The organism is Streptomyces sp. AV19 (assembly GCF_015999245.1).
Classification (GTDB): domain Bacteria; phylum Actinomycetota; class Actinomycetes; order Streptomycetales; family Streptomycetaceae; genus Streptomyces.
Genome location: NZ_JAEAMR010000007.1, coordinates 779,320 through 802,933 on the forward strand (window position 1 = coordinate 779,320; position 23,614 = coordinate 802,933).

The 23,614-nt window shown below is 73.5% G+C and carries 23 protein-coding genes and 1 other RNA gene; 14 read left to right on the forward strand and 10 right to left on the reverse strand.

Annotated features, from left to right (window positions below):
• Positions 1–49: 49 nt before the first annotated feature.
• Positions 50–367, reverse strand: coding sequence for a WhiB family transcriptional regulator (locus tag I5Q34_RS13280; protein WP_049718716.1), 318 nt, complete (start codon positions 365–367; stop codon positions 50–52).
• A gap of 392 nt (positions 368–759) precedes the next feature.
• On the opposite strand from I5Q34_RS13280, the gene I5Q34_RS13285 reads away from it, so the two are divergent.
• From I5Q34_RS13285 to I5Q34_RS13305, 5 genes are all read left to right on the forward strand, one after another.
• The gene (locus tag I5Q34_RS13285; RefSeq protein ID WP_003948568.1) at positions 760–1,371 is read left to right on the forward strand and encodes a response regulator transcription factor; all 612 of its coding nucleotides are present in this window, start codon (positions 760–762) and stop codon (positions 1,369–1,371) included.
• Positions 1,372–1,813: 442 nt separating this feature from the next.
• Entirely contained in the window at positions 1,814–2,416 is a 603-nt protein-coding gene (locus I5Q34_RS13290; RefSeq protein ID WP_199892377.1) for a sigma-70 family RNA polymerase sigma factor, read from the forward strand.
• Between the two features lie 176 nt (positions 2,417–2,592).
• The gene (guaB, locus tag I5Q34_RS13295; RefSeq protein ID WP_199892378.1) at positions 2,593–4,098 is read left to right on the forward strand and encodes an IMP dehydrogenase; all 1,506 of its coding nucleotides are present in this window, start codon (positions 2,593–2,595) and stop codon (positions 4,096–4,098) included.
• 665 nt (positions 4,099–4,763) lie between these two features.
• Complete coding sequence (locus I5Q34_RS13300) at positions 4,764–5,891, forward strand: GuaB3 family IMP dehydrogenase-related protein (RefSeq protein ID WP_004955655.1); 1,128 nt, start codon at positions 4,764–4,766, stop codon at positions 5,889–5,891.
• A gap of 109 nt (positions 5,892–6,000) precedes the next feature.
• Positions 6,001–7,152 (forward strand): rod shape-determining protein, encoded by a 1,152-nt coding sequence (locus I5Q34_RS13305; protein ID WP_199892379.1) that lies wholly within the window; start codon positions 6,001–6,003, stop codon positions 7,150–7,152.
• A gap of 349 nt (positions 7,153–7,501) precedes the next feature.
• Here the strand turns inward: I5Q34_RS13305 and I5Q34_RS34655 are convergent, their stop codons facing one another.
• From I5Q34_RS34655 to I5Q34_RS13325, 4 genes are all read right to left on the reverse strand, one after another.
• Positions 7,502–7,957: a hypothetical protein gene (locus I5Q34_RS34655; protein WP_234428749.1), complete on the reverse strand. Its 456-nt coding sequence runs from the start codon at positions 7,955–7,957 to the stop codon at positions 7,502–7,504.
• A 39-nt stretch (positions 7,958–7,996) separates the two neighbouring features.
• Positions 7,997–8,638 carry a bifunctional 4-hydroxy-2-oxoglutarate aldolase/2-dehydro-3-deoxy-phosphogluconate aldolase gene (gene eda, locus I5Q34_RS13315; RefSeq protein ID WP_199892380.1) on the reverse strand — a complete coding sequence of 214 codons (642 nt, stop codon included), beginning with the start codon at positions 8,636–8,638 and terminating at the stop codon, positions 7,997–7,999.
• A gap of 64 nt (positions 8,639–8,702) precedes the next feature.
• A complete protein-coding gene (locus tag I5Q34_RS13320; RefSeq protein WP_199892381.1) occupies positions 8,703–9,029 on the reverse strand; it encodes a hypothetical protein in 327 nt (108 codons plus the stop codon).
• A 50-nt stretch (positions 9,030–9,079) separates the two neighbouring features.
• Positions 9,080–10,003 carry a hypothetical protein gene (locus I5Q34_RS13325; RefSeq protein ID WP_199892382.1) on the reverse strand — a complete coding sequence of 308 codons (924 nt, stop codon included), beginning with the start codon at positions 10,001–10,003 and terminating at the stop codon, positions 9,080–9,082.
• Between the two features lie 281 nt (positions 10,004–10,284).
• Here I5Q34_RS13325 and I5Q34_RS13330 point away from each other — a divergent pair, with 281 nt between their 5' ends.
• The 3 genes from I5Q34_RS13330 to I5Q34_RS13340 all read left to right on the forward strand — a co-directional run bounded on the left by I5Q34_RS13330 (position 10,285) and on the right by I5Q34_RS13340 (position 11,666).
• Positions 10,285–10,830, forward strand: a complete 546-nt coding sequence (locus I5Q34_RS13330; RefSeq protein WP_199892383.1) for a superoxide dismutase family protein — start codon at positions 10,285–10,287, stop codon at positions 10,828–10,830.
• Between the two features lie 220 nt (positions 10,831–11,050).
• Entirely contained in the window at positions 11,051–11,413 is a 363-nt protein-coding gene (locus I5Q34_RS13335; protein ID WP_199892384.1) for a hypothetical protein, read from the forward strand.
• Positions 11,406–11,666 (forward strand): hypothetical protein, encoded by a 261-nt coding sequence (locus I5Q34_RS13340; RefSeq protein ID WP_199892385.1) that lies wholly within the window; start codon positions 11,406–11,408, stop codon positions 11,664–11,666. The genes I5Q34_RS13335 and I5Q34_RS13340 overlap by 8 nt, the downstream gene beginning before the upstream one ends.
• A gap of 62 nt (positions 11,667–11,728) precedes the next feature.
• Here I5Q34_RS13340 and rnpB read toward each other — a convergent pair.
• Both rnpB and I5Q34_RS13350 read right to left on the reverse strand, forming a co-directional pair.
• Positions 11,729–12,128: RNase P RNA component class A (rnpB, locus tag I5Q34_RS13345), an RNA gene on the reverse strand.
• Positions 12,129–12,170: 42 nt separating this feature from the next.
• A complete protein-coding gene (locus I5Q34_RS13350; protein WP_199892386.1) occupies positions 12,171–13,643 on the reverse strand; it encodes an RNB domain-containing ribonuclease in 1,473 nt (490 codons plus the stop codon).
• 176 nt (positions 13,644–13,819) lie between these two features.
• Here I5Q34_RS13350 and yaaA point away from each other — a divergent pair, with 176 nt between their 5' ends.
• Positions 13,820–14,617, forward strand: coding sequence for a peroxide stress protein YaaA (gene yaaA, locus I5Q34_RS13355; protein WP_199892387.1), 798 nt, complete (start codon positions 13,820–13,822; stop codon positions 14,615–14,617).
• Between the two features lie 27 nt (positions 14,618–14,644).
• On the opposite strand, the gene I5Q34_RS13360 is transcribed toward yaaA, so the two are convergent.
• Positions 14,645–16,024, reverse strand: a complete 1,380-nt coding sequence (locus I5Q34_RS13360; RefSeq protein WP_199892388.1) for a DUF2993 domain-containing protein — start codon at positions 16,022–16,024, stop codon at positions 14,645–14,647.
• 130 nt (positions 16,025–16,154) lie between these two features.
• Between I5Q34_RS13360 and I5Q34_RS13365 the strand changes: the two genes are divergently transcribed.
• Positions 16,155–16,487: a helix-turn-helix domain-containing protein gene (locus tag I5Q34_RS13365; protein WP_199892940.1), complete on the forward strand. Its 333-nt coding sequence runs from the start codon at positions 16,155–16,157 to the stop codon at positions 16,485–16,487.
• Between the two features lie 108 nt (positions 16,488–16,595).
• The gene (locus I5Q34_RS13370) at positions 16,596–17,576 is read left to right on the forward strand and encodes a hypothetical protein (protein WP_199892389.1); all 981 of its coding nucleotides are present in this window, start codon (positions 16,596–16,598) and stop codon (positions 17,574–17,576) included.
• 12 nt (positions 17,577–17,588) lie between these two features.
• Here I5Q34_RS13370 and I5Q34_RS13375 read toward each other — a convergent pair whose 3' ends face one another.
• Positions 17,589–17,978, reverse strand: a complete 390-nt coding sequence (locus I5Q34_RS13375; protein ID WP_199892390.1) for a DUF6415 family natural product biosynthesis protein — start codon at positions 17,976–17,978, stop codon at positions 17,589–17,591.
• A gap of 140 nt (positions 17,979–18,118) precedes the next feature.
• Here I5Q34_RS13375 and I5Q34_RS13380 point away from each other — a divergent pair, with 140 nt between their 5' ends.
• Complete coding sequence (locus tag I5Q34_RS13380) at positions 18,119–19,468, forward strand: transcriptional regulator (protein ID WP_199892391.1); 1,350 nt, start codon at positions 18,119–18,121, stop codon at positions 19,466–19,468.
• A gap of 56 nt (positions 19,469–19,524) precedes the next feature.
• Here the strand turns inward: I5Q34_RS13380 and I5Q34_RS13385 are convergent, their stop codons facing one another.
• The gene (locus I5Q34_RS13385) at positions 19,525–20,052 is read right to left on the reverse strand and encodes a helix-turn-helix domain-containing protein (RefSeq protein WP_199892392.1); all 528 of its coding nucleotides are present in this window, start codon (positions 20,050–20,052) and stop codon (positions 19,525–19,527) included.
• Positions 20,053–20,151: 99 nt separating this feature from the next.
• On the opposite strand from I5Q34_RS13385, the gene I5Q34_RS13390 reads away from it, so the two are divergent.
• Both I5Q34_RS13390 and I5Q34_RS13395 read left to right on the forward strand, forming a co-directional pair.
• Positions 20,152–21,513 carry an MFS transporter gene (locus I5Q34_RS13390; RefSeq protein WP_199892393.1) on the forward strand — a complete coding sequence of 454 codons (1,362 nt, stop codon included), beginning with the start codon at positions 20,152–20,154 and terminating at the stop codon, positions 21,511–21,513.
• Positions 21,514–21,708: 195 nt separating this feature from the next.
• Entirely contained in the window at positions 21,709–23,163 is a 1,455-nt protein-coding gene (locus tag I5Q34_RS13395; protein ID WP_277965331.1) for an MFS transporter, read from the forward strand.
• Positions 23,164–23,614 lie beyond the last annotated feature (451 nt).

The following is a 23,614-nucleotide window of genomic DNA, read 5'->3' on the forward strand; positions in this document are numbered from 1 at the left end:
ACCCGCCAACGCGAACGCACCAGAACCAGCCCGACCTAACGGAGTCCTACTAGGCGCTCATCGGGCTGCCCGACGCGGTGATGGAGCGGTGCCGTGCGCGTCCCATCAGCTCCTCGCGCTCGTCCTCGGTGAGTCCGCCCCACACGCCGTACGGCTCCCGTACCGCCAGCGCGTGCGCCGCGCACTCCGCGCGGACCGGGCAGCGCATGCACACTTCCTTCGCCGAGGTCTCGCGGGCGCTGCGGGCCGCCCCGCGCTCGCCCTCGGGGTGGAAGAACAGCGAGCTGTCGACCCCGCGGCAGGCGGCGAGCAGCTGCCAGTCCCACAGGTCGGCGTTGGGGCCGGGGAGCCGGGAGAAATCTGCCATTGCTTGTCGTCCCCTCGATGTGCATCGATGCGAACTGAGCAGATGAAAATATGACTCATTGCGAATCTAGCCACACTTGCCACTGAATGGGAAGAAAAACGACTCCAAGCGGGCAAATGGGGCACGACTCGAACGATCTGACGAGCGCCCCCCGTGCGCCCTGCTCCGTGTCCGCGCCCTCACGTAGAGTGCCGAACAGGGCCGACCGAGCCCGTAACTCTTTCGGGTGACCGTCGTTGAGAGTGCCGGAGGCGGTTGGCGAGCGCGTGCGGTCAGGTGTCCGGGACGGTCCGCGGCGGTCTGCCCGAGCAGGTGTCTCGCCCATCGCACAGGTGACGACCAGTACCAGCCTGGAGGCTCAAGGTGACGCGCATCAGCTGCGGAGGGCGGCCATGACATCCGTCCTCGTCTGCGACGACTCCCCGCTTGCCCGAGAGGCGCTCCGTCGTGCGGTGGCGACCGTGCCCGGCGTCGAGCGCGTGACGACGGCGGCCAACGGCGAGGAAGTCCTCCGCCGCTGGGGCGCCGATCGCTCGGATCTGATTCTCATGGACGTCCGCATGCCCGGCCTGGGCGGCGTCGAGACCGTCCGCCGGCTGCTGTCCGCCGACCCGGGGGCCCGCATCATCATGCTCACGGTGGCGGAGGACCTGGACGGCGTCGCGCTCGCGGTCGCCGCCGGGGCGCGCGGCTACCTGCACAAGGACGCCTCGCGCGCCGAGCTGCGGGCCACCGTGACGCAGGCGCTCGCCGACCCGACCTGGCGGCTCGCCCCGCGCCGGCTGCGCTCGGCCGAGATGGGCGCGGCCCCCACGCTCACCGCGCGGGAGATCCAGGTCCTGGAGGGCATGAGCCACGGGCGCTCCAACGCCGAGATCGGCCGCGAGCTCTTCCTCTCCGAGGACACGGTCAAGACCCACGCCCGGCGGCTCTTCAAGAAGCTGGGCGCTTCCGACCGGGCGCACGCGGTGGCGCTCGGCTTCCGCTGGGGCCTGGTCCGCTAGGGCGTGTCCGATGGGGCGTCGCAGGGCTCGTGCCGCCCCATCGGACATGCTCTGGGGGTGGGCGCGCGGCCGGCCGGGCCGTCCCCCCGCGTCGCTCCGGCGCGGGGGAGGGCGATGGGCGCCGTGACCCCACCGCGCCGACGTCTGGCGCCGAAACCCCGACGGATGCCGCATCCTTGAGGTGTGACTCCTCCCCGCCAGAGGCCGAACCTTCTCGCTCGGCCAGAAGAGACCTCATGACGGACAGGCGCCGCTCGTCGCCGTACGGCATCACGCCGCACGGCACGGGCACAAGCTATCGGTGGAGTCGTGGGCGCGGGGCGGGTATACCCGGAAGGGGGCGACGCGAGACGTGAGTGCGAGGACACCGACGCGTAACGGTTCGACGCACAACTATGAAGGCGGTGCCGTGGATCGTCGGACGCCGAGGCACCATGGACCGATGCGTGACGACGAGACACCGGGGCACCCAGTGGCCGCCGGCCCCGGGGAGATCGGCGCTCTCGTCGCCCGCGCCGTCGAGGGCGACCGGGGTGCCACCCACGACCTGCTCGCCCTGGTCCACCCGCTGGCCCTGCGCTACTGCCGCACCCGGCTGTCGCGACTGCCGGGCGACGCGCGGCACTTCGTGGACGACCTCGCCCAGGAGGTGTGCCTGGCGGTGCTCTGCGCGCTGCCCCGCTACCGGGACACCGGGCGGCCCTTCGAGGCGTTCGTCGTGGCCATCGCCGCGCACAAGGTCGCCGATCTCCAGCGGGCGGCCATGCGGCACCCGGGCAGTACCGCCGTGCCCTCCGACGAGATGCCGGAGCAGCCCGACGACTCGCTCGGCCCCGAGGAGCGGGCGCTGCTCAGCAGTGACGCGGAGTGGGCCAAGAAGCTGCTCGCCAACCTCCCGGAGAACCAGCGCGAGCTGGTGCTGCTCCGGGTCGCGGTGGGCCTGACGGCCGAGGAGACCGGGCAGATGCTGGGCATGTCGCCGGGCGCGGTCCGGGTCGCCCAGCACCGGGCGCTCAGCAGACTGAGGGCCTTGGCCGAACAGTGACGAGCGGGATCTGTGGAGGAACCTCCAAGTGACGCGGGACTCACCGGTCGTGGAATGGGACACCCGCGACGGCCGTTAGCATGGGAGTCCTCGCTGAGGCAAGGGGGTTCCGGGCCCGCGGCGGACGCCGCCGGTGGTGACGGGCCCGGCAGATCTTGAGTATTTGGGAAGGTGTCATGACTGACCACGCCGACGGAATGCCCGCGAAGTTCGCGATGCTCGGTCTGACCTACGACGACGTCCTGCTGCTGCCGGGCGCTTCGGAGGTACTGCCGAACGCGGTCGACACCTCCTCCCGTGTCTCGCGCAACGTCCGGGTGAACATCCCGCTGCTGTCCGCCGCCATGGACAAGGTCACCGAGGCGCGGATGGCGATCGCCATGGCCCGGCAGGGCGGCGCGGGCGTGCTGCACCGCAACCTGTCCATCGAGGACCAGGCCAACCAGGTCGACCTCGTCAAGCGCTCCGAGTCGGGCATGGTCTCCGACCCGATCACCGTCCGCCCCGACGCCACCCTGGCCGAGGCGGACGCGCTGTGCGCCCGCTTCCGCATCAGCGGCGTGCCGGTCACCGACCCGGCGGGCAAGCTGCTGGGCATCGTGACCAACCGCGACATGGCCTTCGAGTCCGACCGTTCGCGTTCGGTGCGCGAGGTCATGACGCCGATGCCGCTGGTCACCGGCAAGGTGGGCATCTCCGGCGAGGACGCCATGGAGCTGCTGCGCCGCCACAAGATCGAGAAGCTGCCGCTGGTGGACGACGCCGGGGTGCTCAAGGGTCTGATCACGGTCAAGGACTTCGTCAAGGCCGAGCAGTACCCGAACGCGGCCAAGGACGCGGAGGGCCGCCTGGTCGTCGGTGCCGCGGTGGGCGTCGGTGCCGAGGCGTACGAGCGGGCCCAGGCGCTCGTCGAGGCCGGTGCCGACTTCCTCGTCGTGGACAGCGCCCACGGGCACAGCCGCGGCATCCTCGACATGATCGCCAAGATCAAGTCCAACATCGATGTGGACGTCGTCGGCGGCAACGTCGCCACGCGGGATGGTGCGCAGGCGCTGATCGACGCGGGTGTGGACGGCGTCAAGGTGGGCGTCGGCCCGGGCTCGATCTGCACCACGCGGGTGGTCGCCGGCATCGGCGTCCCGCAGGTCACGGCCATCTACGAGGCGGCGCGGGCGTGCCACGCGGCGGGTGTGCCGCTGATCGGCGACGGCGGCCTGCAGTTCTCCGGCGACATCGCCAAGGCGATCGCGGCCGGTGCCGACACGGTGATGCTCGGCTCGCTGCTGGCGGGCTGCGAGGAGTCGCCGGGCGAGATGGTCTTCATCAACGGCAAGCAGTTCAAGTCCTACCGGGGGATGGGGTCGCTGGGCGCGATGCAGTCGCGCGGGCAGGCGCGCTCCTTCTCCAAGGACCGCTACTTCCAGGACAACGTCCTGTCCGAGGACAAGCTGGTGCCCGAGGGCATCGAGGGTCAGGTGCCCTACCGCGGTCCGCTGTCCTCGGTGGCCCACCAGCTGGTGGGCGGTCTGCGGGCGTCCATGGGGTATGTGGGATCGGCCAATGTGCAGGAGCTCAAGGACAAGGGCACGTTCGTGCGGATCACGGCGGCGGGGCTCAAGGAGAGCCACCCGCACGACATCCAGATGACGGTCGAGGCGCCGAACTACTCGTCGCGGCGCTGAGTGGTCGGGGGGGGGGGGGGTTTCTCCCCGCCCCGCCCTTTCACCGTTTCCGCAGGGGCTGGCCCCTGCGCCACCCCGTGGGCGGGCGGGCCCGCCGGGCCCGCGCTCCGCGCGGTGGCGGGGCTTCGCCCCTGCACCCCACCGGGGGCTGCGCCCCCTGGGCCCCTGCTCGGGGCTTCGTCCTGGACCTCTGCTCGGGGGCTTCTCCCCCCTGTGCTCGGGGCTTCTCCCCTGGACCCTTGCCCGGGGCTGCGTCCTGGGCCCCTGCCCGGGGCTGCGCCCTGGACCCCCGCCCCGGGTTTCGTCCCTGGGCCTCCGCCCCGGGTTTCGTCCTTGGGCCTCCGCCTCGGGTTTCGTCCTTGGGCCCCTGCCTCGGGTTTCGTCCCTGGGCCTCCGCCTCGGGTTTCGTCCCCGGGTCCCTGCCCCGGGTTTCGCCCCGGGGTCGCAACGCGGCTGCGCCGCGTTCGTCCTCAAACGCCGGACGGGCTGAATTCGGTGGTTGCCCCCTCCGGGGAGTTCGAGGACAACCGCGCGGAGCGTGGTTTCGCGGGGCCGGGGCCATGCCCCGGAGGGCGGGGCGGGGGCATTCCCCGCCGGTGCGCGGTCGGGGTGCGTCGCGTCGGTGATACTGGAGTGCGGCAGACGTAGAAGGAAAGGCCACAAACGTGACTGAGATCGAGATCGGGCGCGGCAAGCGCGGCCGCCGGGCGTACGCGTTCGACGACATCGCCGTCGTCCCGAGTCGCCGTACCCGCGACCCGAAGGAGGTCTCGATCGCCTGGCAGATCGACGCCTACCGCTTCGAGCTGCCGTTCCTGGCCGCCCCGATGGACTCCGTCGTCTCGCCCGAGACGGCCATCCGCATCGGTGAGCTGGGCGGTCTCGGCGTGCTCAACCTCGAGGGCCTGTGGACCCGCTACGAGGACCCCGAGCCGCTGCTGGCCGAGATCGCGGAGCTGGACGAGCACGCCGCGACCAAGCGCATGCAGGAGATCTACGCCGCCCCGATCAAGGAGGAGCTGATCGGGCAGCGCATCAAGGAGGTCCGCGACTCGGGCGTCGTGACCGCCGCCGCGCTGTCGCCGCAGCGCACCGCGCAGTTCTCCAAGGCCGTGGTGGACGCCGGCGTGGACATCTTCGTGATCCGCGGGACCACCGTCTCCGCCGAGCACGTGTCGGGTGCCGCCGAGCCGCTGAACCTGAAGCAGTTCATCTATGAGCTCGACGTCCCGGTGATCGTCGGCGGCTGCGCCACGTACACCGCCGCGCTGCACCTGATGCGGACCGGCGCGGCCGGCGTCCTCGTCGGCTTCGGCGGCGGCGCCGCGCACACCACCCGTAACGTTCTGGGCATTCAGGTGCCGATGGCGACCGCCGTGGCCGATGTGGCCGCCGCCCGCCGTGACTACATGGACGAGTCCGGCGGCCGGTACGTCCACGTCATCGCCGACGGCGGCGTGGGCTGGTCCGGCGACCTGCCCAAGGCCATCGCCTGCGGCGCCGACGCCGTGATGATGGGCTCCCCGCTCGCCCGCGCCACCGACGCGCCGGGCCGCGGCCACCACTGGGGCATGGAGGCCGTGCACGAGGACGTGCCGCGCGGCAAGCGCATGAACCTGGGTGCCGTCGGCACCACCGAGGAGATCCTCCTCGGCCCCTCGCACACCCCCGACGGGTCGATGAACTTCTTCGGCGCCCTGCGCCGGGCGATGGCGACCACGGGCTACAGCGAGCTCAAGGAGTTCCAGCGGGTCGAGGTGACGGTCGCGCCGTCGCAGCACGACAACCGCTGACGCTCCGTCGGACGCGGGCCCGGTTGCCTCGGCAGCCGGGCCTTCGCCGTGTCCGGTCCTGGTCGTCAACTCCGCATAAAAGTTCGGTGATGGTGAATACTTGCGACTTATGGCGCAAAGTAAGTCGTTCACCGGCAGGGACATGGGCATCGACCTCGGCACCGCGAACACGCTGGTGTACGTGAGGGGCAGGGGAGTGGTGCTCAACGAGCCCTCGGTCGTCGCCGTCAACGCCGAGGACGGCAGCGTGCTGTCGGTGGGTTCCGAGGCGAAGGAGACCATCGGCCGCACTCCTTCGAACATCGTGGCCATCCGCCCGATGCGCGACGGCGTCATAGCCGACTTCGAGGTGGCCGAGCGGATGCTCCGGCACTTCATCAAGAAGGTCGCCGGCAAGCGGATGCTGTCCCGGCCGCGCGTGGTGGTCTGCGTGCCGTCGGGCATCACGGGCGTCGAGCGCCGCGCCGTGATCGAGGCCGCCTCCCAGGCCGGGGCGCGGGCGGTGCACCTGGTCGAGGAGCCGATGGCGGCGGCGATCGGCGCGGGCCTGCCGGTCAGCGAGCCGACCGGCTGCATGGTCGTCGACATCGGCGGCGGCACGACGGAGGTCGCGGTCATCTCGCTGGGCGGCATCGTCACCGCGCGCTCGGTGCGGACTGCGGGCGACGCGATGGACTCGGCGATCATCTCCTACGTGAAGAAGGAGTACGCGCTGGCGATCGGCGAGCGTACCGCCGAGGAGATCAAGCTGAGCATCGGCTCGGCCGCGCCCACGGGGAAGTGGTCGCTCGCCGGACTGGCGTCCGTGGCAAGCGAGTTGGCGAAGAACGAGAGTCTGGCCGGCTCCGCCTCGGATTCGGAGGAGACGCAGGGGCTGCTGCCGCCCGACCGTTACACGATCCGCGGTCGCGACCAGGTCAGCGGTCTGCCCAAGACGCTGGAGCTGACGGCCGACGAGATCCGGCACGCGCTCACCGAGCCGGTGGACGCGATCGTCATGGCCGTGCGGCAGACGCTCGACGAGACGCCGCCGGAGTTGTCCGGGGACATCATGGACCGCGGCATCGTCCTCACCGGTGGCGGGGCGCTGCTGCGCGGGCTGGACGTGCGGCTCAGTCGTGAGCTGGACATTCCTGTGCTGGTCGCGGACGAGCCGCTGGACTGTGTGGCGGTGGGTACGGGGCGGTGCGTGGAGGACTTCGCGAAGTTGCGGACGTTGCTGGACGCGCAGCCGCGGTTGCCGGCGAGCGGCCGGCTGTAGGAGGGTTTGCCCCCGGCCCGCCCTTTCACCGTTTCTTCCGGGGCTCCGCCCCGGGGCCCGGGCGCGGCTCCGCCGCGCTGTACGCGGGGGCTCCGCCCCCTGCACCCCCACCGGGGCTCCGCCCCTGGATCCCGTTCGGGGCTCCGCCCCTGGCCCTGCGGGTTTCGGCTCCTGTACTCCCGCGGGGCTTCGTTCCCGGACCTCCCGGGGCTTCGCTCCCTCGCCCCGGCAAATGGGCCGTCCTTTGCCCGCTGACCCGGCCCAGGACCTCACCACCCGTCCACGCCCAGGACCTCACCACCCGGCCCGCCCCCAGAGCCTCATCCCCCCTCCGCGCCGCGTGCTCCCCTCAGGACGGGCGTCGGCCCATCACCGCCGTGCCGATGACCGTCCTGCCCAGCAGCCCGCTCGCCCGCAGGCGTTTGCGCTCACGATCCTCGATGTCCTGTGCGCTTTCGCCGGTCGCGGCTGTTCGTGGGCAGCGGGGGCAGTGCCAGCGGTCCGGGGCGCCGGGTGGGGGTGGGTCCATCGCGATCGCGCAGTGCGGGCACTCCACCGTCACGCCCTCCACGTGGCCGCACGATCCGCACACCCAGACGGGCCCCTCGGTGTCCTGACGTCTCCATGCCGTGCCCCGGCAGCGGGGACACCCCGTGGTGACGATCCCCGCGCGGTCCATGATCGGCGGCTCCGGGGTGGTGTCGGCGTACGCGATCAGCCGTGCCCGCTCCTGTTCGTCCGCCGTATTGGCCATCCGGAGCAGGTGGGCAACGCGTGAACGTGCCTCGTCAGCGAATTCGTTCATGGCGGGTGCAGGTTATCGCCGCAGGCCGCCAGTGATCGCCTAGGCGTCAGTGCTGTGTTGACGCAGGCGGGCCGCCGCGTGGGCCAGCCGCTCCACCCGCGCCCAGTCGCGTCCGCGCACCGCGTCCGGCGGCAGCATCCATGTGCCGCCCACGCAGCCGACGTTGGGCAGCGCCAGATACGTCCGCGCGGAGTCCTCGCCTATCCCGCCGGTGGGACAGAAGCGGGCCGTGGGCAGCGGTGCCGCGAGCGACCCGAGGTACGCGGCGCCGCCGGCCGCCTCCGCCGGGAAGAACTTCATCTCCCGCACGCCCAGTTCGAGCAGCGCCAGCACCTCGGACGCCGTCGAGACGCCCGGCAGGAACGGCACGCCCGCGCCCCGCATCGCGTCCAGCAGCCGGGGCGTCCACCCCGGGCTGACCAGGAACCGCGCACCCGCCCCGATCGCCGCCTCGACCTGCGCGGGCCGCAGCACCGTCCCGGCCCCCACCATCGCCTCGGGCACCTCCGCCGCCACCTCGGCGATCGCCTCCAGCGCCCCGTGCGTCCGCAGCGTGATCTCCACCGCCGGCAGCCCGCCCGCCACCAGCGCCCGCGTCAACGGCACGGCGTCGGCGGCGTCGTGCAGCACGACGACCGGGATGACGGGGGCGAGGTCGAGGATGTCGGTCACGGGGGGCATGCTGCCCGGCACTTGTGCGATGGGCAACGGCTGTTGCGCACAATGCAACGCGGGTCGCGGTGCCTCAGCCGTCGATCGCGGCGGCGACCAGGGCGCGGAGGTGGCTCAGCGGGGGAGGGAGCCGGTCCAGGAGCCAGCGCTCCACCGTGCGGCCGGGGTCGGCCCGTTGATCCGCCCCGAGTTCCACGCGGCCGCCGAACACCCGGACGGTGCGGTCGCCGTCCACGACCGTGAAACCGCGATAGCCCAGCCCCGGCGCCGGGAGCGGGGGCCGGGCCGCGTCCGCGGCGGCGAGCGAGTCCGTCATCGTCCGGAATTCCCCGGCGGCCCGGGAATCGAGTTGCCAGCGCGGGTTGGGGCGGCCGCTGTACAGGTCCAGTTCCACCAGCATGCGTTTTTCCCCGTCCCGCGCTCGGTTGCCTCTCGGCCGCTTCGATCGCGTCAGTTGATGACGACGGACCGTCCCGCGTAGAAGTACCCGCAGAAATCGCGGTAATTACCGCGGTTGCAGGTTTCCGGATTGGTGATCCGTACGCCGCTGTTGTCGTAGTCCCGGGCGGGCGTGCGGCCGGGCTTGTGACCCCAGAAATTACCGCTGTGGAATCGGTACCAGTGGTAGTCCCAGCTCGGCCAGACGACGAGCGCGGTGAGCCAGCGCGGTTTCTCGCTGTCCGGCAGGCACTGGAAGCGCCGGACGAAGCCGTCGGCGAACGCGCCCCGGCCGACGTCGCCGCAGGCCATGGTCCGGGCCTGGGCCCCGTGCGCCCGGCCGGGCTGGGCGAAGGTGTCGGTGCGGTGGTTGCGCGCGTAGTTGTAGCAGTTGTTGCGCGGCTGCACCTCGGGCCGGTTCCAGAAGCCGGGGTTGAACTGCCCGAACTCGATGTAGCAGGTGGCGGCCGGCGCGCTCTCCTCGGCGGTGGCGCCCCGCGGGTACGCGGCGAGGGCGGGGGCCGGGGGCCGGGCCGGGGGCTCGGCCGCGAAGCCGTCGATCTCGCCCAGCACGAGGTCGCGCAGCTCGTCGCCGAGCGGGGTCCGCTCGTGCGCGGCCAACTGCGTGCCCGTGTGGCGGGTCATGTCCGCCACCACGCGGCGGGCGAGTTCGGCCGAACGCCCCACGTCGCGAGCGCCGAGCGTGCCCAGCGCGAAACTGCGGGGCAGCGCGTCGGGCCAGGGCTCGTCGTCACTGACCGCGGAGACCACGACCTCGCGATATCCGAGGCCGTCGTACCCCGCCCCGGGTATGCCCACCGCTTCCCCGGCCGCGTCGGCCGCGTCCGACAGCAGGGCGCGCACCGCGCCCTCGTCGGAGATGATCCAGGAAGGGTCGGGCCGTCCGGAGAAAATGCTCACGTCTATGCGCAGCATGTCCGCGCTCCTCGTCTGCGGGGGCTTTGTGACCCGTTGGTATCAGCGCCCGTTACAGGGGGTCAATGCATTCCGCAGAAGTGATATCGGGGGCCTCCGATTTGCTGCGTGCCGCGCGGGAACAGAATTGCGGATACCTTGAATTCCGAATTACCACCGGGATGGTCGCCCGGTGCGGCGGCGCCCCGCCGCTGTTAGCGTGGGAGCAGGGGGGCGCCCGGCGAGAACGCGAGAACGCGAGAACGAGAATCCGTCGTGAGGGGCACCCAATGTCTTTTCTCATGCCAGCACTTGCCGCTTCCCTGATCACCCTCCCGTCCCTGAGCTGGGCGCCCGGTCCGGGAGTGACGGTGGACGGGGTGTTCCGGGCGGCCGACGGGAAGGCCGTGCACCGGGCGGTCACCTTCGACACCCGGGCGGTGCCGTCCGGCGGCAAGGTCACCGTCACCGAGCGGGTGGGACGCGACGGCCGTACGCGGGTCGAACTGCGCGTCCACGGCGTGGAGGCGAACCGGACGTTCGGCGCCCACGTGCACCAGAAGCCCTGCGGCACCGCGCCCGACGACTCCGGAGCGCACTACCAGAACGCCGTGGACCCGAAGCAGCCCTCGACGGACCCGGCGTACGCCAATCCCCGCAACGAGGTGTGGCTGGACCTCACCTCCGACCGGCAGGGCGACGGCGCCTCCACCGCGACCGTGGCCTGGCGCTTCCGCGCGGGCGAGGCCCGTTCCGTGGTGATCCACGAGCACGCGACCGAGACGGGACCGGGCGTGGCCGGCACGGCGGGCGGGCGGCTCGCCTGCGTCAACGTGCCCTTCAAGTAAGGCCCGTAGGGCTTTTGCCGCACGCCCCGTTGCCGGCGCAAGGCGCTCCGCGCGACGGGCGCCGCCTCGGTAGGCTGGCAGCCCAACTCCGGTACGCGACGCGACGGCGGACGCGTAGCGGACCCATCCCACGCCGCAGGAGCGCCCATATGCGTGTGCACCCCTTGCCCCCCGCGACGGAGACACTGTCCACCGTCCTTGCCCTCCGGGGGCCCGTCGCATGACCACCGCACCCGCCCCGGATCCGGCCGAGGAGATCGTCCCCCGGCCCGAGATGAACTTCGCCGCTCTGCGGGTGGCCCTCGCCCGCGTCGCACCGGCGCGCCTGCCCGAATTCCTGGCGGAACGCGACGTGGTGTTCAGCCTGGCGACCGAAGTGCAGTCCTTCGGCCCGATCCGGGGATTCCTGGTCAAGTGGGCCACCGAGATCGAGATTCTCCGCCGCCCGGCCCTCTCCGAGCGCATGCGCCGGGCGCAACGGGTGGTCCACACCCGGGACCGGGACGACTCCACGTGGCGGGCCGCGATGGACGAGGTCGTCGCGGTGCACAACGAGGCCCGGGCGGCGGTGAGGGGTGGCTGACGGCTGGCGATGGGAGTACGACCCGAGTGCCGAGCACGTCATCGGCGATCTCGACGATCTGGCGTTCGTCGCCCGCGTGGAGACGCGCACCGAGGAGGTCGTCCGGGCCGCCGCCGCCCTCTACCTCGACGGCGTCTCGTACCAGGGGGCGTCCCCGTCCCTGCGCAGCGAGGTGGTCGTCGGCGGGATGTTCGTGTACCAGATCGTGCCGCGCCACCAATGCGTGTACGTCCTGCAGATCACCGTTCTCTGACGGTCCGGGACAGGCGACGGTCCGGGGACGGGCCGACGCGGACCCTGTGTCGCGGGAAGGGGCGGACGAGTCGGCCTGTACGCCGGGTTCTGTCTCCCGGGGCCCTTGCGGGCCGCGGGGAGGCGGCCATCCATCTAGGCCCGCCGTTGCCGGCGGGCTCGTGCGGTCTACCCGCGGACTCGGGCGGGCAGCCCTCGGTCGTCCGCGCAGAGCCGTGAACGGCTCCTCTTGACCTTGCTCCGGGTGGGGTTTACCTAGCTGCCCAGGTCACCCTGGGCACTGGTGGTCTCTTACACCACCGTTTCACCCTTACCGAGCGCCCCGAAAGGCCCCCGGCGGTCTGTTTTCTGTGGCACTGTCCCGCGGGTCACCCCGGGTGGGCGTTACCCACCACCCTGCCGTGTGGAGCCCGGACGTTCCTCGGGGGATCCGAAGATCCCACGCGGCCGCCCGGCCGGCTCGTCCGCCGTACGGACCATGGTACCGGGCCGGCAGCCGGCGCTTTCACGCCGGGGCGAACCAGACCTCGTCGCGGCCCGGGTCGGCCTCGATCAGCCGGACGCGCAGGCGGTGGCCCAGCGGGAGCGGGGGGCCGTCGCGGTCGCCCTCGATGTGGCCGGAGACGGCCGGGTCGCGGAGGCGGACCGTGCCGGCGGTGGGGCGGGAGACGACGACGTCCACGACGAGGGCGTCGAAGACCTCGCCGATGCGGTCGCGCAGCACGGCCGCGTCGACCAGGGCCGCGGCCTCCCGTTCCGCCTCCTCGGCGCGGGCGGCCCCGGCGGCCATCTCGCCGGGGAGGCCGTCCAGGGCGGAGCGCACCCACTCCGGGGCGTCGGCGCCGGCCGACGCGGCCAGGCACAGCTCCAGCGCGTAGCGGTCCGCGAGGCGGCGCAGCGGCGCGGCGCAGTGGGCGTACGGGGCGGCGACGGCGGCGTGGACCGGGTCGGCGGGGGCCGGGCGGCGGGTGGGGCGTTCGCGGTCGAAGACCGTGTAGCCGGCCCGGCGGAGCAGGCCGGCGCAGCACTGGAGGAAGGCCGCGTGCTGCGGGTGGGAGGGGGCCAGGGCGCGCAGCATCACCGGGTACGGCATGGTGTCCGGCCAGGTCACGCCCAGCGCGCGGGCCGCCCGGCGCAGCGCGGTGAGCGGCCCGCCCTCGACGGGCAGGGACGGGAGCGTGCGCAGGACGCCGGTGCCCGAGGCGAGCATCAGCTCGGCCGCCGCCGTCCCCGTCATCAGGGCGAGCCGGGCGCTCCACTCCTCGGTCGGCGGCGGCGTGCGGTACTCCAGCAGGTAGCGGTCGCCGCGGTGGACGACCTCCTGGACGGGCACGTCCAGCGAGACGCCGCCGCGGGCGCGCTCCAACTCCCGCCGCAGCAGCCCCGTCTCCCGCAGCAGCTCCAGCGGTTCCTCCGCGGTGCCGGTGTCGATCGCCCGCTGGGCGCCCGCGTGGTCCAGCCGGGCGCGGCTGCGCACCAGGGCGCGGCGCAGGTCGGCGCGGACCACGGACCCGTCCGCGGCGAGGTCCAGCTCCCACAGCAGCGCCGGCCGGTCGTGGTCCGGCAGCAGGCTCGCCGCGTCCTCGCACAGCACGAGGGGGAGGAGGGGGACGCGGACGTCGGGGTAGTGGACGGTCACCGCCCGCCGGTGCGCCTCGGCGTCCAGGGCGCCGCCGGGCGCGACGAAGGCGGCGACGTCGGCGACGGCGTAGTGGACGCGGTAGCCGCCGCCGGGCCGGCGGGCCAGGTGCAGGGCCCGCTCCAGCTCCCGCACCCCGGGCGGGTCGAGGGTGAACAGCGGCAGCCGGGTCGCGTCGTACGCCGGCAGCCGCGGTCTGCGCCGGGCGGCGCGCTCGGCCTCCGCCTGGGCCGCCGCGGGGAAGGCGGAGGGCGCGTGCGTCCGCTCGCGCAGTTCGCGCAGCGCCTTGCGCAGCGGTGCGCGCTCCTCGTCCGTCACCCGTATCTTGCGGCGGGGCATGCCATCGAGCGTAGGTGCGGCCGGGAGGCGCGGCGCGGTGGACGTGGCGTACGGCGTTAGGCTCCCCGGGGCGGCCGGGACCGGGCCGCCGATCGGACCCAGATGATCAGACTCGGGTGATCGGACCCAGTGTGATCGGACCCGATGTGATCAGACTCAGGTAGAGGAGACCGACCGTGCTCGTGCTGTTGCCGCCGTCCGAGGGGAAGGCCACCGGAGGGGCGGGCGGGCCGGTCGACGTCGCCGCCCTCGCCCTGCCGGGGCTCGCCGCCGCGCGGGAGACGGTGCTCGCGGAGCTGGTGGAGCTGTGCTCGGGCGACGAGGAGAAGGCCGCCGGGGTGCTGGGCCTGAGCCCGGGCCTGCGCGGCGAGGTCGCCAAGAACGCGGGCCTGCGCACGGCCGGCACCCGCCCCGCCGGGGAGGTCTACACCGGCGTCCTCTACGACGCGCTCGGCCTGGCGTCCCTGGACGCGGCCGCCCGGCGCGCCGCCGAGCGGTCGCTGCTGGTCTTCTCCGGCCTGTGGGGCGCGGTGCGCGTCGGGGACGCCATCCCCTCCTACCGCTGCTCGATGGGCGTCAAGCTGCCCGGCGCGGGCGCCCTCGGCGCCTTCTGGCGCGGGCCGATGGCCGAGGAGATGCCCGCGGCGGCCGGCGACGGGCTCGTCCTGGACCTGCGCTCGGCGGCGTACGCGGCGGCGTGGAAGCCCAAGGGCGGGCTCGCCGGGCGGACGGCGACCGTGCGGGTGCTCCAGTCGCGGACGGTGGACGGCGTCGAGAAGCGGTCCGTCGTGAGCCACTTCAACAAGGCGACCAAGGGACGCATGGTGCGCGACCTGCTGACGGCCGGCGCGGATCCGGCGTCCCCGGCCGAACTCGCCGACGTGCTGCGGGACCTGGGGTACGCGGTGGAGGGCGGCGCCCCGGAGAAGGCCGGGCGGCCGTGGGCGCTCGACGTGGTGGTGACGGAGCTGTAGAAGGCTGCGTCACTTCAGAGGGCTGCGTCACTTCCGTCCCACGGCGAGAGCCGTGCCGGACAGCGACGCCCTGATGCCGTCCTTCCCGACCTTCACGTCCCGCAGCCGCAGGTCCTCGGCCGCCTTGGGCAGCTTGAAGGAGAAGGACAGACGGTCGGTGAGCTCCGGCGGACGCAGCCGGGTCAGGCCGATGACCAGCTTGGGGTCGATGCCGGCCTTCTTCAGCAGCCAGGGACGTTCCATCACGACGTCGACGAGGTTGACGTGCGTCAGCCGCTCGACGAACCGGGGCGCGCCCGTGAGCTCGTGCAGCTTCTCCTCGTTCCGCAGGGCGAGCGCGATGTGGTCCTCCCGGATGCCGAGCCGTTCCACCACGGCCGGCACCGAGAGCAGCGCCTTCACCCGCGCCGCGTCCCGGCTGATGCGCTCGGCGGTCTCGCGGTGGAGGGTGAGGCCGTTGCCCTTGCCGGGGCGGTAGACGGCGATGCCGGGCAGGTCGATGCTCATGTCGTCGATGTCCGTGGAGAGTTCGCGGCCGCTGGCGAGGCGCACCTGGGCCCGTGCCCGTACGCGCACGTCCTGGCCCGCGATCGTCAGCCTGCCGTCCGCGGTCACGGAGTTGTCGTCCCGGCGGCTGAACTTGACCTCGGACGCGGCGAGTTCCCGGTTCATGTCGTCGAAGGACAGCTCGACCTCGCTGTCCAGGTCGCCGATGACCGCGCCCCGGATGTCCTTCGGCAGGTTTCCGGTCAGCCGGATGTCGCTCGCGCTCGCCCGGACCTTCGCCAGCGAGACGCGGTCGGCGGCCACGTGCGGCACCGTGACGTCCACGCGCTCCAGGCGCTTGTCCAGGACCTGGGTGAGGAACGGGAAGCCGTGGATGTCCACTTGGGGAGCGGCTGCCAGGTGGAGTTGCTCCTGGAGTTTCTGCTCGGCCTTCTTCTCGGCGTACAGCGCGGCGAAACGGTCCGCGAGCACCAGGAATCCGGCGCAGACGGTGAGGGCGAAGAGGAGTTTGAGGGTGCGCGGTATCGCGGAGAAGGGGCTCCGGCGGCGCCGGCGGCTCCTTCTCGCCCGGCGGCGGCCCTTTCCGGCGCGGCGGTGGTCGGGCGGGGACCACGGCTCGTCGTCGGATTCCACGGGTTTCACGGATTCCGCGGATTCCACGAAGGTGAACGGCAGGGGCAGGACGGCCGATTCCGGGAGGCCGGGTGAATTCTCCGTCAAGTCCGGACCGGGTGCAGGGATTTCCTGCGTGACGGAATTGTCGGCATTGCTGGCATTGTTGGCATTGCCGCCGTCCGGCCGTGCTTCGGGAATCTCCGTGGGGTCCGGGTCGGCCAGTGCCGCGAGTTCGTCGTACGGGTTGGGGGGACGGCTGGACGGCATGCGTATGGGGGGTCGCATCGCCATATCCCACTACAGGGTCCCCCCTCGACCGCAAGGGCTACCGCGGGTATGTCCAAAAGGGGCCGCTGCGCCCTTGCGCGCCGGGGCGGTTACGGTTGGGCCCGTGATCACGACTCTGGATCCCGAGATGTTCGACCCGGTCTGCCCTTCCGACCTGACGCCTTTCCGTATCGGCGGCAAGTGGGCGGGAATGGTGGTCCGTTGCCTGGAGGACGGCCCCCGGCGCTTTTCGGAATTGCGCATTCCGCTGCGCGGGATCACCGCCAAGGTGCTCACGCAGACCCTGCGCGAGCTGGAGCGCGACGGCTACGTCGGGCGCGCCGGGGACGGCGCGTACGCGCTGACGCCGCTGGGGCGGAGTCTGCTCGCACCCATGGACGCCATGTGCGCGTGGGCGCGGGAGCACTGGGACGAGCTGATCGACGCGCGCGAGGCGGGGCTGCGCGCGATGTCCTCCTGACCGGGGTCGCTCGATCGGAGCAGCGTCCGCCCCCTCTCACCCGTTCGGGCCTACGTCCGCGGCCGCGCCCGGCGGTATCCAGGGAGAGGGCGAGGCGAGGGGGCGGGCATGAACATCGCGTTCGTCGGCCTGCTGGCGGCCACGTGCGGTGCCTGGCGCGTCCCCGGCCCCCGCCGCCCCGCACCGCCGGACGTCGACCACCTCGTCCCCGCCCTCCGCTGGGAGAACGCCGTCGACCACGCCCGGCACCGGGTCACCCGCACCCGCCGGCACGCCGGCTTCCGCGTCCACCTCCGCGGCCCCTGGCCCTCCTCCGGCGGCGAACTCCTGGCCGTCGTCCTGGGCCCCACCCGCTGCGCCACGGACCCGCTCACCCCCGCGAACTTCCCGAACGCGGAGCTGACCGCGTCCGTCCTCCTCGCCGAACCGGTGAACGGCGCCCCGGCCTCCGCCCCGATCACCGCCTTCACCCCGTCCCGCGACCCCGAACTCGGCCTGTGGACCTGCGACATCGACATCGATGCCGCCCACTGCTCCCGGATCCTCCTGGCCCTGGCCCGCTACCGCCCCCGCTCCGCGGCCGGCCTCACCCTCTCCGGGATCACCACCACCGGCTTCCTCCCCCTCCTCCCCGACCGCACGACCACGGCGACGATGACGTCCACCGGCGCGATCCGCCTGGAGCTGAGCGGCCCGGTCTCCTCCAACGCCCTCGGCGCCCGCGTCGGCACGGGCCGGGCCGCCATGGCCGCGAGCCGCCGCGTCCTCGCCGCGGTCGAACGCCGCGCGGCCGGCGGCGGCGACCTCGACTGGGCGGGCACCGGCACCGTCCTCGAACTCACCTGCGTCCCCACACCCCGCAGCTACCTCTGGTCCGCCGACCTGATCCCCCCGGCCCCGCAACTGCTCCCGCCGTCCGAATACCGCCTCCTGATCGAGGAGTACGAGGTCTACGCGACGGACCCCGCGACGGCGACGGGCACGGTCACGGCGGGCGGCACGGCGGTGCCGGTGGGCCAACGGCTGGTCCACGCGGACCGGTTGGGGCTGACGGTGTCGCCGGCGGGGCGGCTGGTGCTCCGGGAGTGAGGGCGGGACGCCTCACTCGTCGAGGCGGTCCGCGAGGAAGCGCGCGTCGCGGGCCAGGATCCGTACGTACGCGTCGGCCGCCGCGCGTACGGGCTGCCCCTGGCCCAGCCCGAAGGCGAGGTCGGCGCGCACGTGCGCGATGAGGGTCTCCCAGCGGAGCCGCGCGGGGGTTCCCGCCGTGAGGAGGGCGGCGCGGTGGTGCGCTTCGTCGAGCATCGCCCCCAGATGCGCGCGGAGCGTCCGCGTCAGCTCGGCGATCTCGGCGGTGCAGGGGCGGACGGGGCGTTCCTGGAGGGCCCGGCGGACGGTGGCGCGGATGGTGACCAGGTCGAGAGGGGCGGTGTCGCCGGTCAGCATGGGGCGGGGCAGCGGCGGGCGGTCGTCGGGGTGGCGCGCGCTCATGCGAGGGTTCCCTTCCGCTGCCGGGTGGTTGGCGTATGTCACGCAACAGCCAACTGCCGGGGTACGAAGGCGGGTAGCTTCGAAGCGGGTGGTGAACCGTGGTGAATCCACCCGCCCTGTCGATCAATTGGGTGGCAGTGATGAAGGATTCGAACACGAAGCTCGCCGAATGGCTCGGCCGTTCGGGCTGGAGCCGGGGGGAACTCGCCCGGCGCGTCCGGTCGCTGGCCGCCGAATGGGGACAGCCCCACATCTCGTCGGACGCGTCCAGCGTGCGGCGTTGGCTGCACGGCGAGGTCCCCAGGCCGCCGGTTCCGGCGATCCTGGCCGATCTGTTCTCGGCGCGCTTCGGGTACCGCGTCACGACGTACGACCTCGGCTTGGGCGACGCCCCGGACATTGACCGCGCGCTCTTCTACAGCCCATCGTGGGCCGTGACGGTCGAGTCCGTCGCAGAGCTGGGGAGAGCAGACGTGGAGAGGCGAGCGTTCCTGGCCGGTGCACCCTTCGCCGTTGCCGCCGCGGTCGGTCCGTCCCGGGACTGGCTGCTCAACACCCTCGACGGGACGCCCCGTCCCGGCCGCCGGGTGCGGCTGGAGGACGTCACCGCCGTCCGCAACATGTTCGGGGCCTTCCAGGAGATGGACATCTTCCAGGGCGGCGGTTCGGGCCGGCTCGCCCTGGCCGCGTACATGAACGAGCACGTCTATCCGCTGCTCCGGCGCACCCACACCGACGACGTCCGCAGGGCGCTGTGCGAGGCCGCGGCCGAACAGACGTACCTGCTCGGCTGGATGGCCTTCGACAACGGGGAGCACGGCACCGCGCAGCGATACCTGACCCAGGCCCTGCGCCTGGCCGAGGAGTCGAAGGACGCCGCCCTCGGCGCGCACGTCCTCGCGGGCATGGCCGACCAGGCCACGCTGCTCGGCCACCCGGCCGAGGGCCGGCGGCTCGCCCAGGCCGGACGGCAGGGGCTCGCCCGTACGCACGCCCCGGCCTGCCTCGCGGACCTGTGGACGCTGGAGGCCCGCGCGCTCGCGGCCCTCGGTGAGGAGAAGGCCACCGCTCACGCGGTGAACGAGGCGGAGCGGGTGTTCGCCACCGTGGTGCCGGAACGCGAGCCGGAGTGGGCGAAGTTCATCGACCCCGCCTATCTGGGAGGCGAATGGGCGCATGCCTTCCGGGACCTGGGCCGCCCCGAGCACGCGGAGGAGCACGCGCGCCGCTCGATCGGCCACGCGCGCAGGCAGAACCGCGCCCGGCGCGGCGCCATGTCCCAGGCGACGCTCGCCGTCTCGCACCTGCAGCGACGCGACCTGGAGTCCGCGCACGCGGCGGGAGTCCGCGCGGTGGACCTGGCCGGTCGGGTCAAGTCCTCGCGGTGCGTGGAGGCCGTGCGGGGTGTGCAGCGGCGGATGGTTCCCTTCGGCAGGCACCCGCTGGTCGCCGACTTCAACGAGCGGGCGGCGCACCTCCGGGCCGCCTGAGCGCGCATCACGGCACGCATCCGCGCCCTCCCCTCGTCCTGAGGGGAGGGCGCGGCTCATTGCGTGAACAGATCCGTCAGCAGCCGGTGCGGGCCCCGGCGGAGGGCCGCGCTCACCCGGTCGTCCCGCAGGGTCGGGTCCGCGCCCGGGCCCTGACGGATCGTCAGGTCTGCGGGCGAGGGGGCGGTCCCGCACGAGGGGCAGTGGCCCGTGGGGGTGAGGTCGGTGCCGCAGGGGGCGTGGGCGAAGACGCGGCGGGCGCCTTCGGGGGCGGTCCAGCGTTCGCCCCACTGGGCCAGGGCGTGGACCGCGGGCCACAGGTCGAGGCCGCGTTCCGTGAGCAGGTAGTCCACCTCGACGCCCGTGGGGCGGGGGCGGCGTTCGACGACGCCCAGGGACGTCAGGGTCTTGAGGCGCTCGGTGAGGACGGCGCGCGGGACGCCCAGGTGGGCGTGGAAGTCGGCGAAGCGCCGCACCCCGTAGAAGCAGTCGCGGAGGACGAGCAGCGTCCAGCGCTCCCCGATGACCTCCAGCGCGCGCGCCAGCGAGCAGTCCTGGTCCGTGTAGCCGCGTCCTGATCCCACGTGAGGAGATTAGCAGTTCGGTGGGCGAACTTCGTGGTTCAGTTTTTGAACTTCCGCTGGTACGGTCGGCGCGACCGCATCGCAGACTGGGGGAAGTTGATGTCGACGAACCGGCCGCGCACCACGCTCGCGATCTCGTGCGCGGCGACCTTGCTGGTGCTGCTGAACTTCACCGCGCCGCTGCCGGCCGCCGCGCTCATCGGCGCGGACCTCGGCGCCGGGGCGTCGGGCAGGACGTGGATCCTCGGCGGGATCGGCGTCGGGCTCGCGGCGAGCCTGATGGTGGCGGGCAGCCTCGCGGACGACCACGGGCGGAAACGGGTGTTCGTGGCCGGGGGCGGGCTGCTCGCCCTCGCGAGCGCCGGGTGCGCGCTCGCGACCGCGCCCTGGGCCTTCGTGTTCGCACGCGTCGTCCAGGGCACGGCCGGCGCCGCCCTGCTGGCCGCCGGGCTGGGGCTGCTGGGCCACGCCTGCGCCCCGGGGCCGGAGCGGGCGCGGGCCACCGGGCTGTGGGGCGCGATGGTCGGCGGCGGCATCGCCCTGGGGCCGGTGTTCTCCGCCCTGGTGGTCAGGGCCGCGGACTGGCGCGCCGTCTACTGGGCCGTCGCGGCCGCCGCCGGGGCGCTGGCCCTGTGGGGCGCCGCGTCCCTGGCCGAGTCGCGCAACCCGCGGCGGCGCGGCTTCGACGCGGGCGGCGCGGTGACGCTCGGCCTCGGCGTCTCCCTCCTCGTCGCGGCGCTCGTCGAGGGCCGGGGCGGATGGGCCAGGCCGCACGTCCTCGCCCTGCTCGCCGCGGCCGCGGTGGCGCTCGCCGCGTTCGGCGCGGTCGAGCGGCGGGCGGACGCGCCCCTGCTCGACCTCGCGCTGCTGCGCAGGCCCGCGTTCCTCGCCTCGACGGTCGGCGCCCTGGTCGTCGGCGCGGGCGTCGTCGGCTTCATGACGTACGTGCCGACCGCCGCGCAGAGCCTGTTCGGCATGAGCCCGCTGCAGAGCGCCGGGGTGCTGGCGATCTGGTCGGGCCTGTCGTTCGTCGCCGCGCCGCAGGCCCGCCGGCTGGCCGGGCGGGTGACCGACCGGCACCAGGTCGCGGCCGGACTGCTCGCCTGCGGCGTCGGCCAGCTCGCGCTCGCGGGGATCGGCGAGCACGCGTCCTGGTGGCGGCTGGTCCCCGGCCTGGTGGTCGCCGGGCTCGGCAGCGGGGTGGTCAACGCGGCGCTCGCCGGGCTGGCCGTGCGGAGCGTGCCCGCGGACCGCGTGGCCGTCGGCTCGGCGGCGAACAACGCCTCCCGCTACCTCGGGTCGTCCATCGGCGTCGCACTCGTCGCCACCGTCCTCGCCCTGGCCCCGCAGGGCGGGGGAGCGGCCCATGCCGTCGGCGTCGGGATGAGCCGCGCGGCGCTGGTCACCGGCGTCCTGGTGCTCGCGGGGGCGGGGCTGGTCGCGCTGTGCCGGGAGCGGTGACGCCGCGCGGGGCGGTGGGGGTCGGGTCCTTCGGCAATCGGGTCCTCGGCAATCGGGCCTTTCGACAGGGGGATGGATCCTGCGACCGGGGGACGGATCCCGTCCCGCCCGTCCCCCGGCCGTCCGATGGCAGCCGGGCCGGAAGGGGCGGAGGGTCGGAGGGAGGAAGGTTCCCGCAGGATTCCGGAGGCAGCCGTGCCCGAGCTCACCACCCGGCTCACCGCCCACCGGCGCAATCTCGTCCTGACGGTCTGCTCGGCCGCCGTCATTCTGATCGGCCTCGATGTCACCGCGCTGAATGTCGCCCTCCCCACCATGGAACGGGACCTGGGTGCCTCCGTCTCCGGGATGCAGTGGGCCATCGCTTCCTACAGCCTTGCCATGGCGACGTTGATGCTCTACACCGGGTCGACGGGGGACCGGATCGGCCGGAAACGCGTGATGATGGCGGGCGTCGTGATCTTCACGGTCGCCTCCGTGCTGTGCGCGTTCGCGCCCTCGCTCCCCGCGCTGATCGGCTTCCGGATCCTCCAGGGCGTGGGGGCCGCGGGGCTGGGCCCCGTCTCCATGTCGATCGTCGCGAACGCCTTCCCCGAGGAACGCGAGCGGATCCGGGCCATGGGCGTCTGGGTGGGGGCCTACGGCCTCGGGCTGGCCCTCGGGCCGGTGGTCGGCGGGGTGCTGGTGGACGCCCTCGGCTGGCGGGCGGTGTTCTGGCTGAACGTCCCCTTCGGGATCCTCGCATCGCTGATCGCGGTGCGGAATGTCCCCGAGTCGCGGGCCGAGCACCCGCGCCGCCCGGACCCGGTGGGCCAGCTGCTGGTGGTCACCCTGCTGGGGCCGCTGGCGTACGGGGTCATCGAGGCGCCGCAGGCCGGCTGGACCGCACCGGTCGTCATCGGCTGCTTCGCGCTCGCCGCCGCGTCCCTCGCCGGGCTCCTCGCTTATGAACGCCGCCGCGCGGAACCGCTGATCGAGCTGGGGTTCTTCCGCGACGCGCGGTTCGGCGGCGCGATCGCCGCGTCCGTGTCCGTCTTCGGGACGTTCGGCGGCTTCTTCTTCCTCGCCGCGCTCTACCTGCAGAATCCGCTGCGGATGTCCGCCACGGCGGCGGGCGTGTGGATGCTGCTGCCTGCGGGTGTCCTCGCGGCCTCCTCCGTGTGCGCGGCCCGGCTGGACCGCCGGTGCGGCCGGCGGCCGCTGCTGGTCGGGGCGGGGGTGGCGCTCGCGGCGAGCGGGGTGCTGATCGCGCTCTTCACCGGCGATTCCGCGCGGGCGCTGATGGTCGTGGAGTACGTCCTCTTCGGCCTGGGCGTCGGCCTGGCCGTTCCGCTGGTCATCAACGCGGGCGTCTCGGGCGTGCCGGCGGACCGGTCCGGGCTCGCCTCGGGGATGCTCACCACCTTCGGCCGCTCGGCCTTCGCGATGGGCGTCGCCGTCCTCGGTGCGATCCTCAACGCCGGGTTGCACGGCGCCCCGTTGACCGACGCCGCCGCTTTCACCTCCGCGGTGCGGCCCGCCTGGTGGATCCTGGCGGCGGGGGGTGTGGCCACGGCGCTGCTGGGCCTCGTGATCACGAGGGGCGAGCGGGGGCCTGCGGGGGCGGGAGCGGGCTCGGGGGAGGGGCGGGGGTCGGCGGTTGACGCCTGACCGGTGCGGCGGGGGCGGTGCCGGGGGTTTGTCTTTCCCCGCCCCGCCCTTTCACCGTTTCCCGGGGCGGGGCCCCGGCCCCGAGCGCGGCTTCGCCGCGCGGTGAGCGGGGGTCTGCCCCCTGCGCCCCCGGGGCCGCGTTCCGGGCGGGTGGGCGGGGCTGTGCCGCCCCTTCGTAACCCCGTCGGCGTGCGGGGCGCGCTGGGCCCGCGCTCCGCGCGGGTGAGCGGGGCTGCGCCCCTGCACCCCGCCGGGAGCTGCTCCCCTGGACCCCCGCTTGGGGCTGTGCCCCTTGGGCTCTTGCTCGGGGCTGCGCCCCTGGCCCCTGAAGCGCCCTGCGGGCGCTGTCCTCAAGCGCCGGACGGGCTGATTCGGCGCGCCATTTCAGCCCGTCCGGCGTTTGAGGACGAACGCGGCGCAGCCGCGTTGCGGGGTCCGGGGCGGAGCCCCG

What these genes read in the sequence shown, in the direction of transcription:
- I5Q34_RS13280 (WP_049718716.1), bottom strand. Translation starts at nt 367, where the DNA reads ATGGCAGATTTCTCCCGGCTCCCCGGCCCCAACGCCGACCTGTGGGAC.
- I5Q34_RS13285 (WP_003948568.1), top strand. Translation starts at nt 760, where the DNA reads ATGACATCCGTCCTCGTCTGCGACGACTCCCCGCTTGCCCGAGAGGCG.
- I5Q34_RS13290 (WP_199892377.1), top strand. Translation starts at nt 1,814, where the DNA reads ATGCGTGACGACGAGACACCGGGGCACCCAGTGGCCGCCGGCCCCGGG.
- guaB (WP_199892378.1), top strand. Translation starts at nt 2,593, where the DNA reads ATGACTGACCACGCCGACGGAATGCCCGCGAAGTTCGCGATGCTCGGT.
- I5Q34_RS13305 (WP_199892379.1), top strand. Translation starts at nt 6,001, where the DNA reads ATGGCGCAAAGTAAGTCGTTCACCGGCAGGGACATGGGCATCGACCTC.
- I5Q34_RS34655 (WP_234428749.1), bottom strand. Translation starts at nt 7,957, where the DNA reads ATGAACGAATTCGCTGACGAGGCACGTTCACGCGTTGCCCACCTGCTC.
- eda (WP_199892380.1), bottom strand. Translation starts at nt 8,638, where the DNA reads ATGCCCCCCGTGACCGACATCCTCGACCTCGCCCCCGTCATCCCGGTC.
- I5Q34_RS13320 (WP_199892381.1), bottom strand. Translation starts at nt 9,029, where the DNA reads ATGCTGGTGGAACTGGACCTGTACAGCGGCCGCCCCAACCCGCGCTGG.
- I5Q34_RS13325 (WP_199892382.1), bottom strand. Translation starts at nt 10,003, where the DNA reads ATGCTGCGCATAGACGTGAGCATTTTCTCCGGACGGCCCGACCCTTCC.
- I5Q34_RS13330 (WP_199892383.1), top strand. Translation starts at nt 10,285, where the DNA reads ATGCCAGCACTTGCCGCTTCCCTGATCACCCTCCCGTCCCTGAGCTGG.
- I5Q34_RS13335 (WP_199892384.1), top strand. Translation starts at nt 11,051, where the DNA reads ATGACCACCGCACCCGCCCCGGATCCGGCCGAGGAGATCGTCCCCCGG.
- I5Q34_RS13350 (WP_199892386.1), bottom strand. Translation starts at nt 13,643, where the DNA reads ATGCCCCGCCGCAAGATACGGGTGACGGACGAGGAGCGCGCACCGCTG.
- I5Q34_RS13360 (WP_199892388.1), bottom strand. Translation starts at nt 16,024, where the DNA reads ATGCGACCCCCCATACGCATGCCGTCCAGCCGTCCCCCCAACCCGTAC.
- I5Q34_RS13365 (WP_199892940.1), top strand. Translation starts at nt 16,155, where the DNA reads ATGTTCGACCCGGTCTGCCCTTCCGACCTGACGCCTTTCCGTATCGGC.
- I5Q34_RS13370 (WP_199892389.1), top strand. Translation starts at nt 16,596, where the DNA reads ATGAACATCGCGTTCGTCGGCCTGCTGGCGGCCACGTGCGGTGCCTGG.
- I5Q34_RS13375 (WP_199892390.1), bottom strand. Translation starts at nt 17,978, where the DNA reads ATGAGCGCGCGCCACCCCGACGACCGCCCGCCGCTGCCCCGCCCCATG.
- I5Q34_RS13380 (WP_199892391.1), top strand. Translation starts at nt 18,119, where the DNA reads ATGAAGGATTCGAACACGAAGCTCGCCGAATGGCTCGGCCGTTCGGGC.
- I5Q34_RS13390 (WP_199892393.1), top strand. Translation starts at nt 20,152, where the DNA reads ATGTCGACGAACCGGCCGCGCACCACGCTCGCGATCTCGTGCGCGGCG.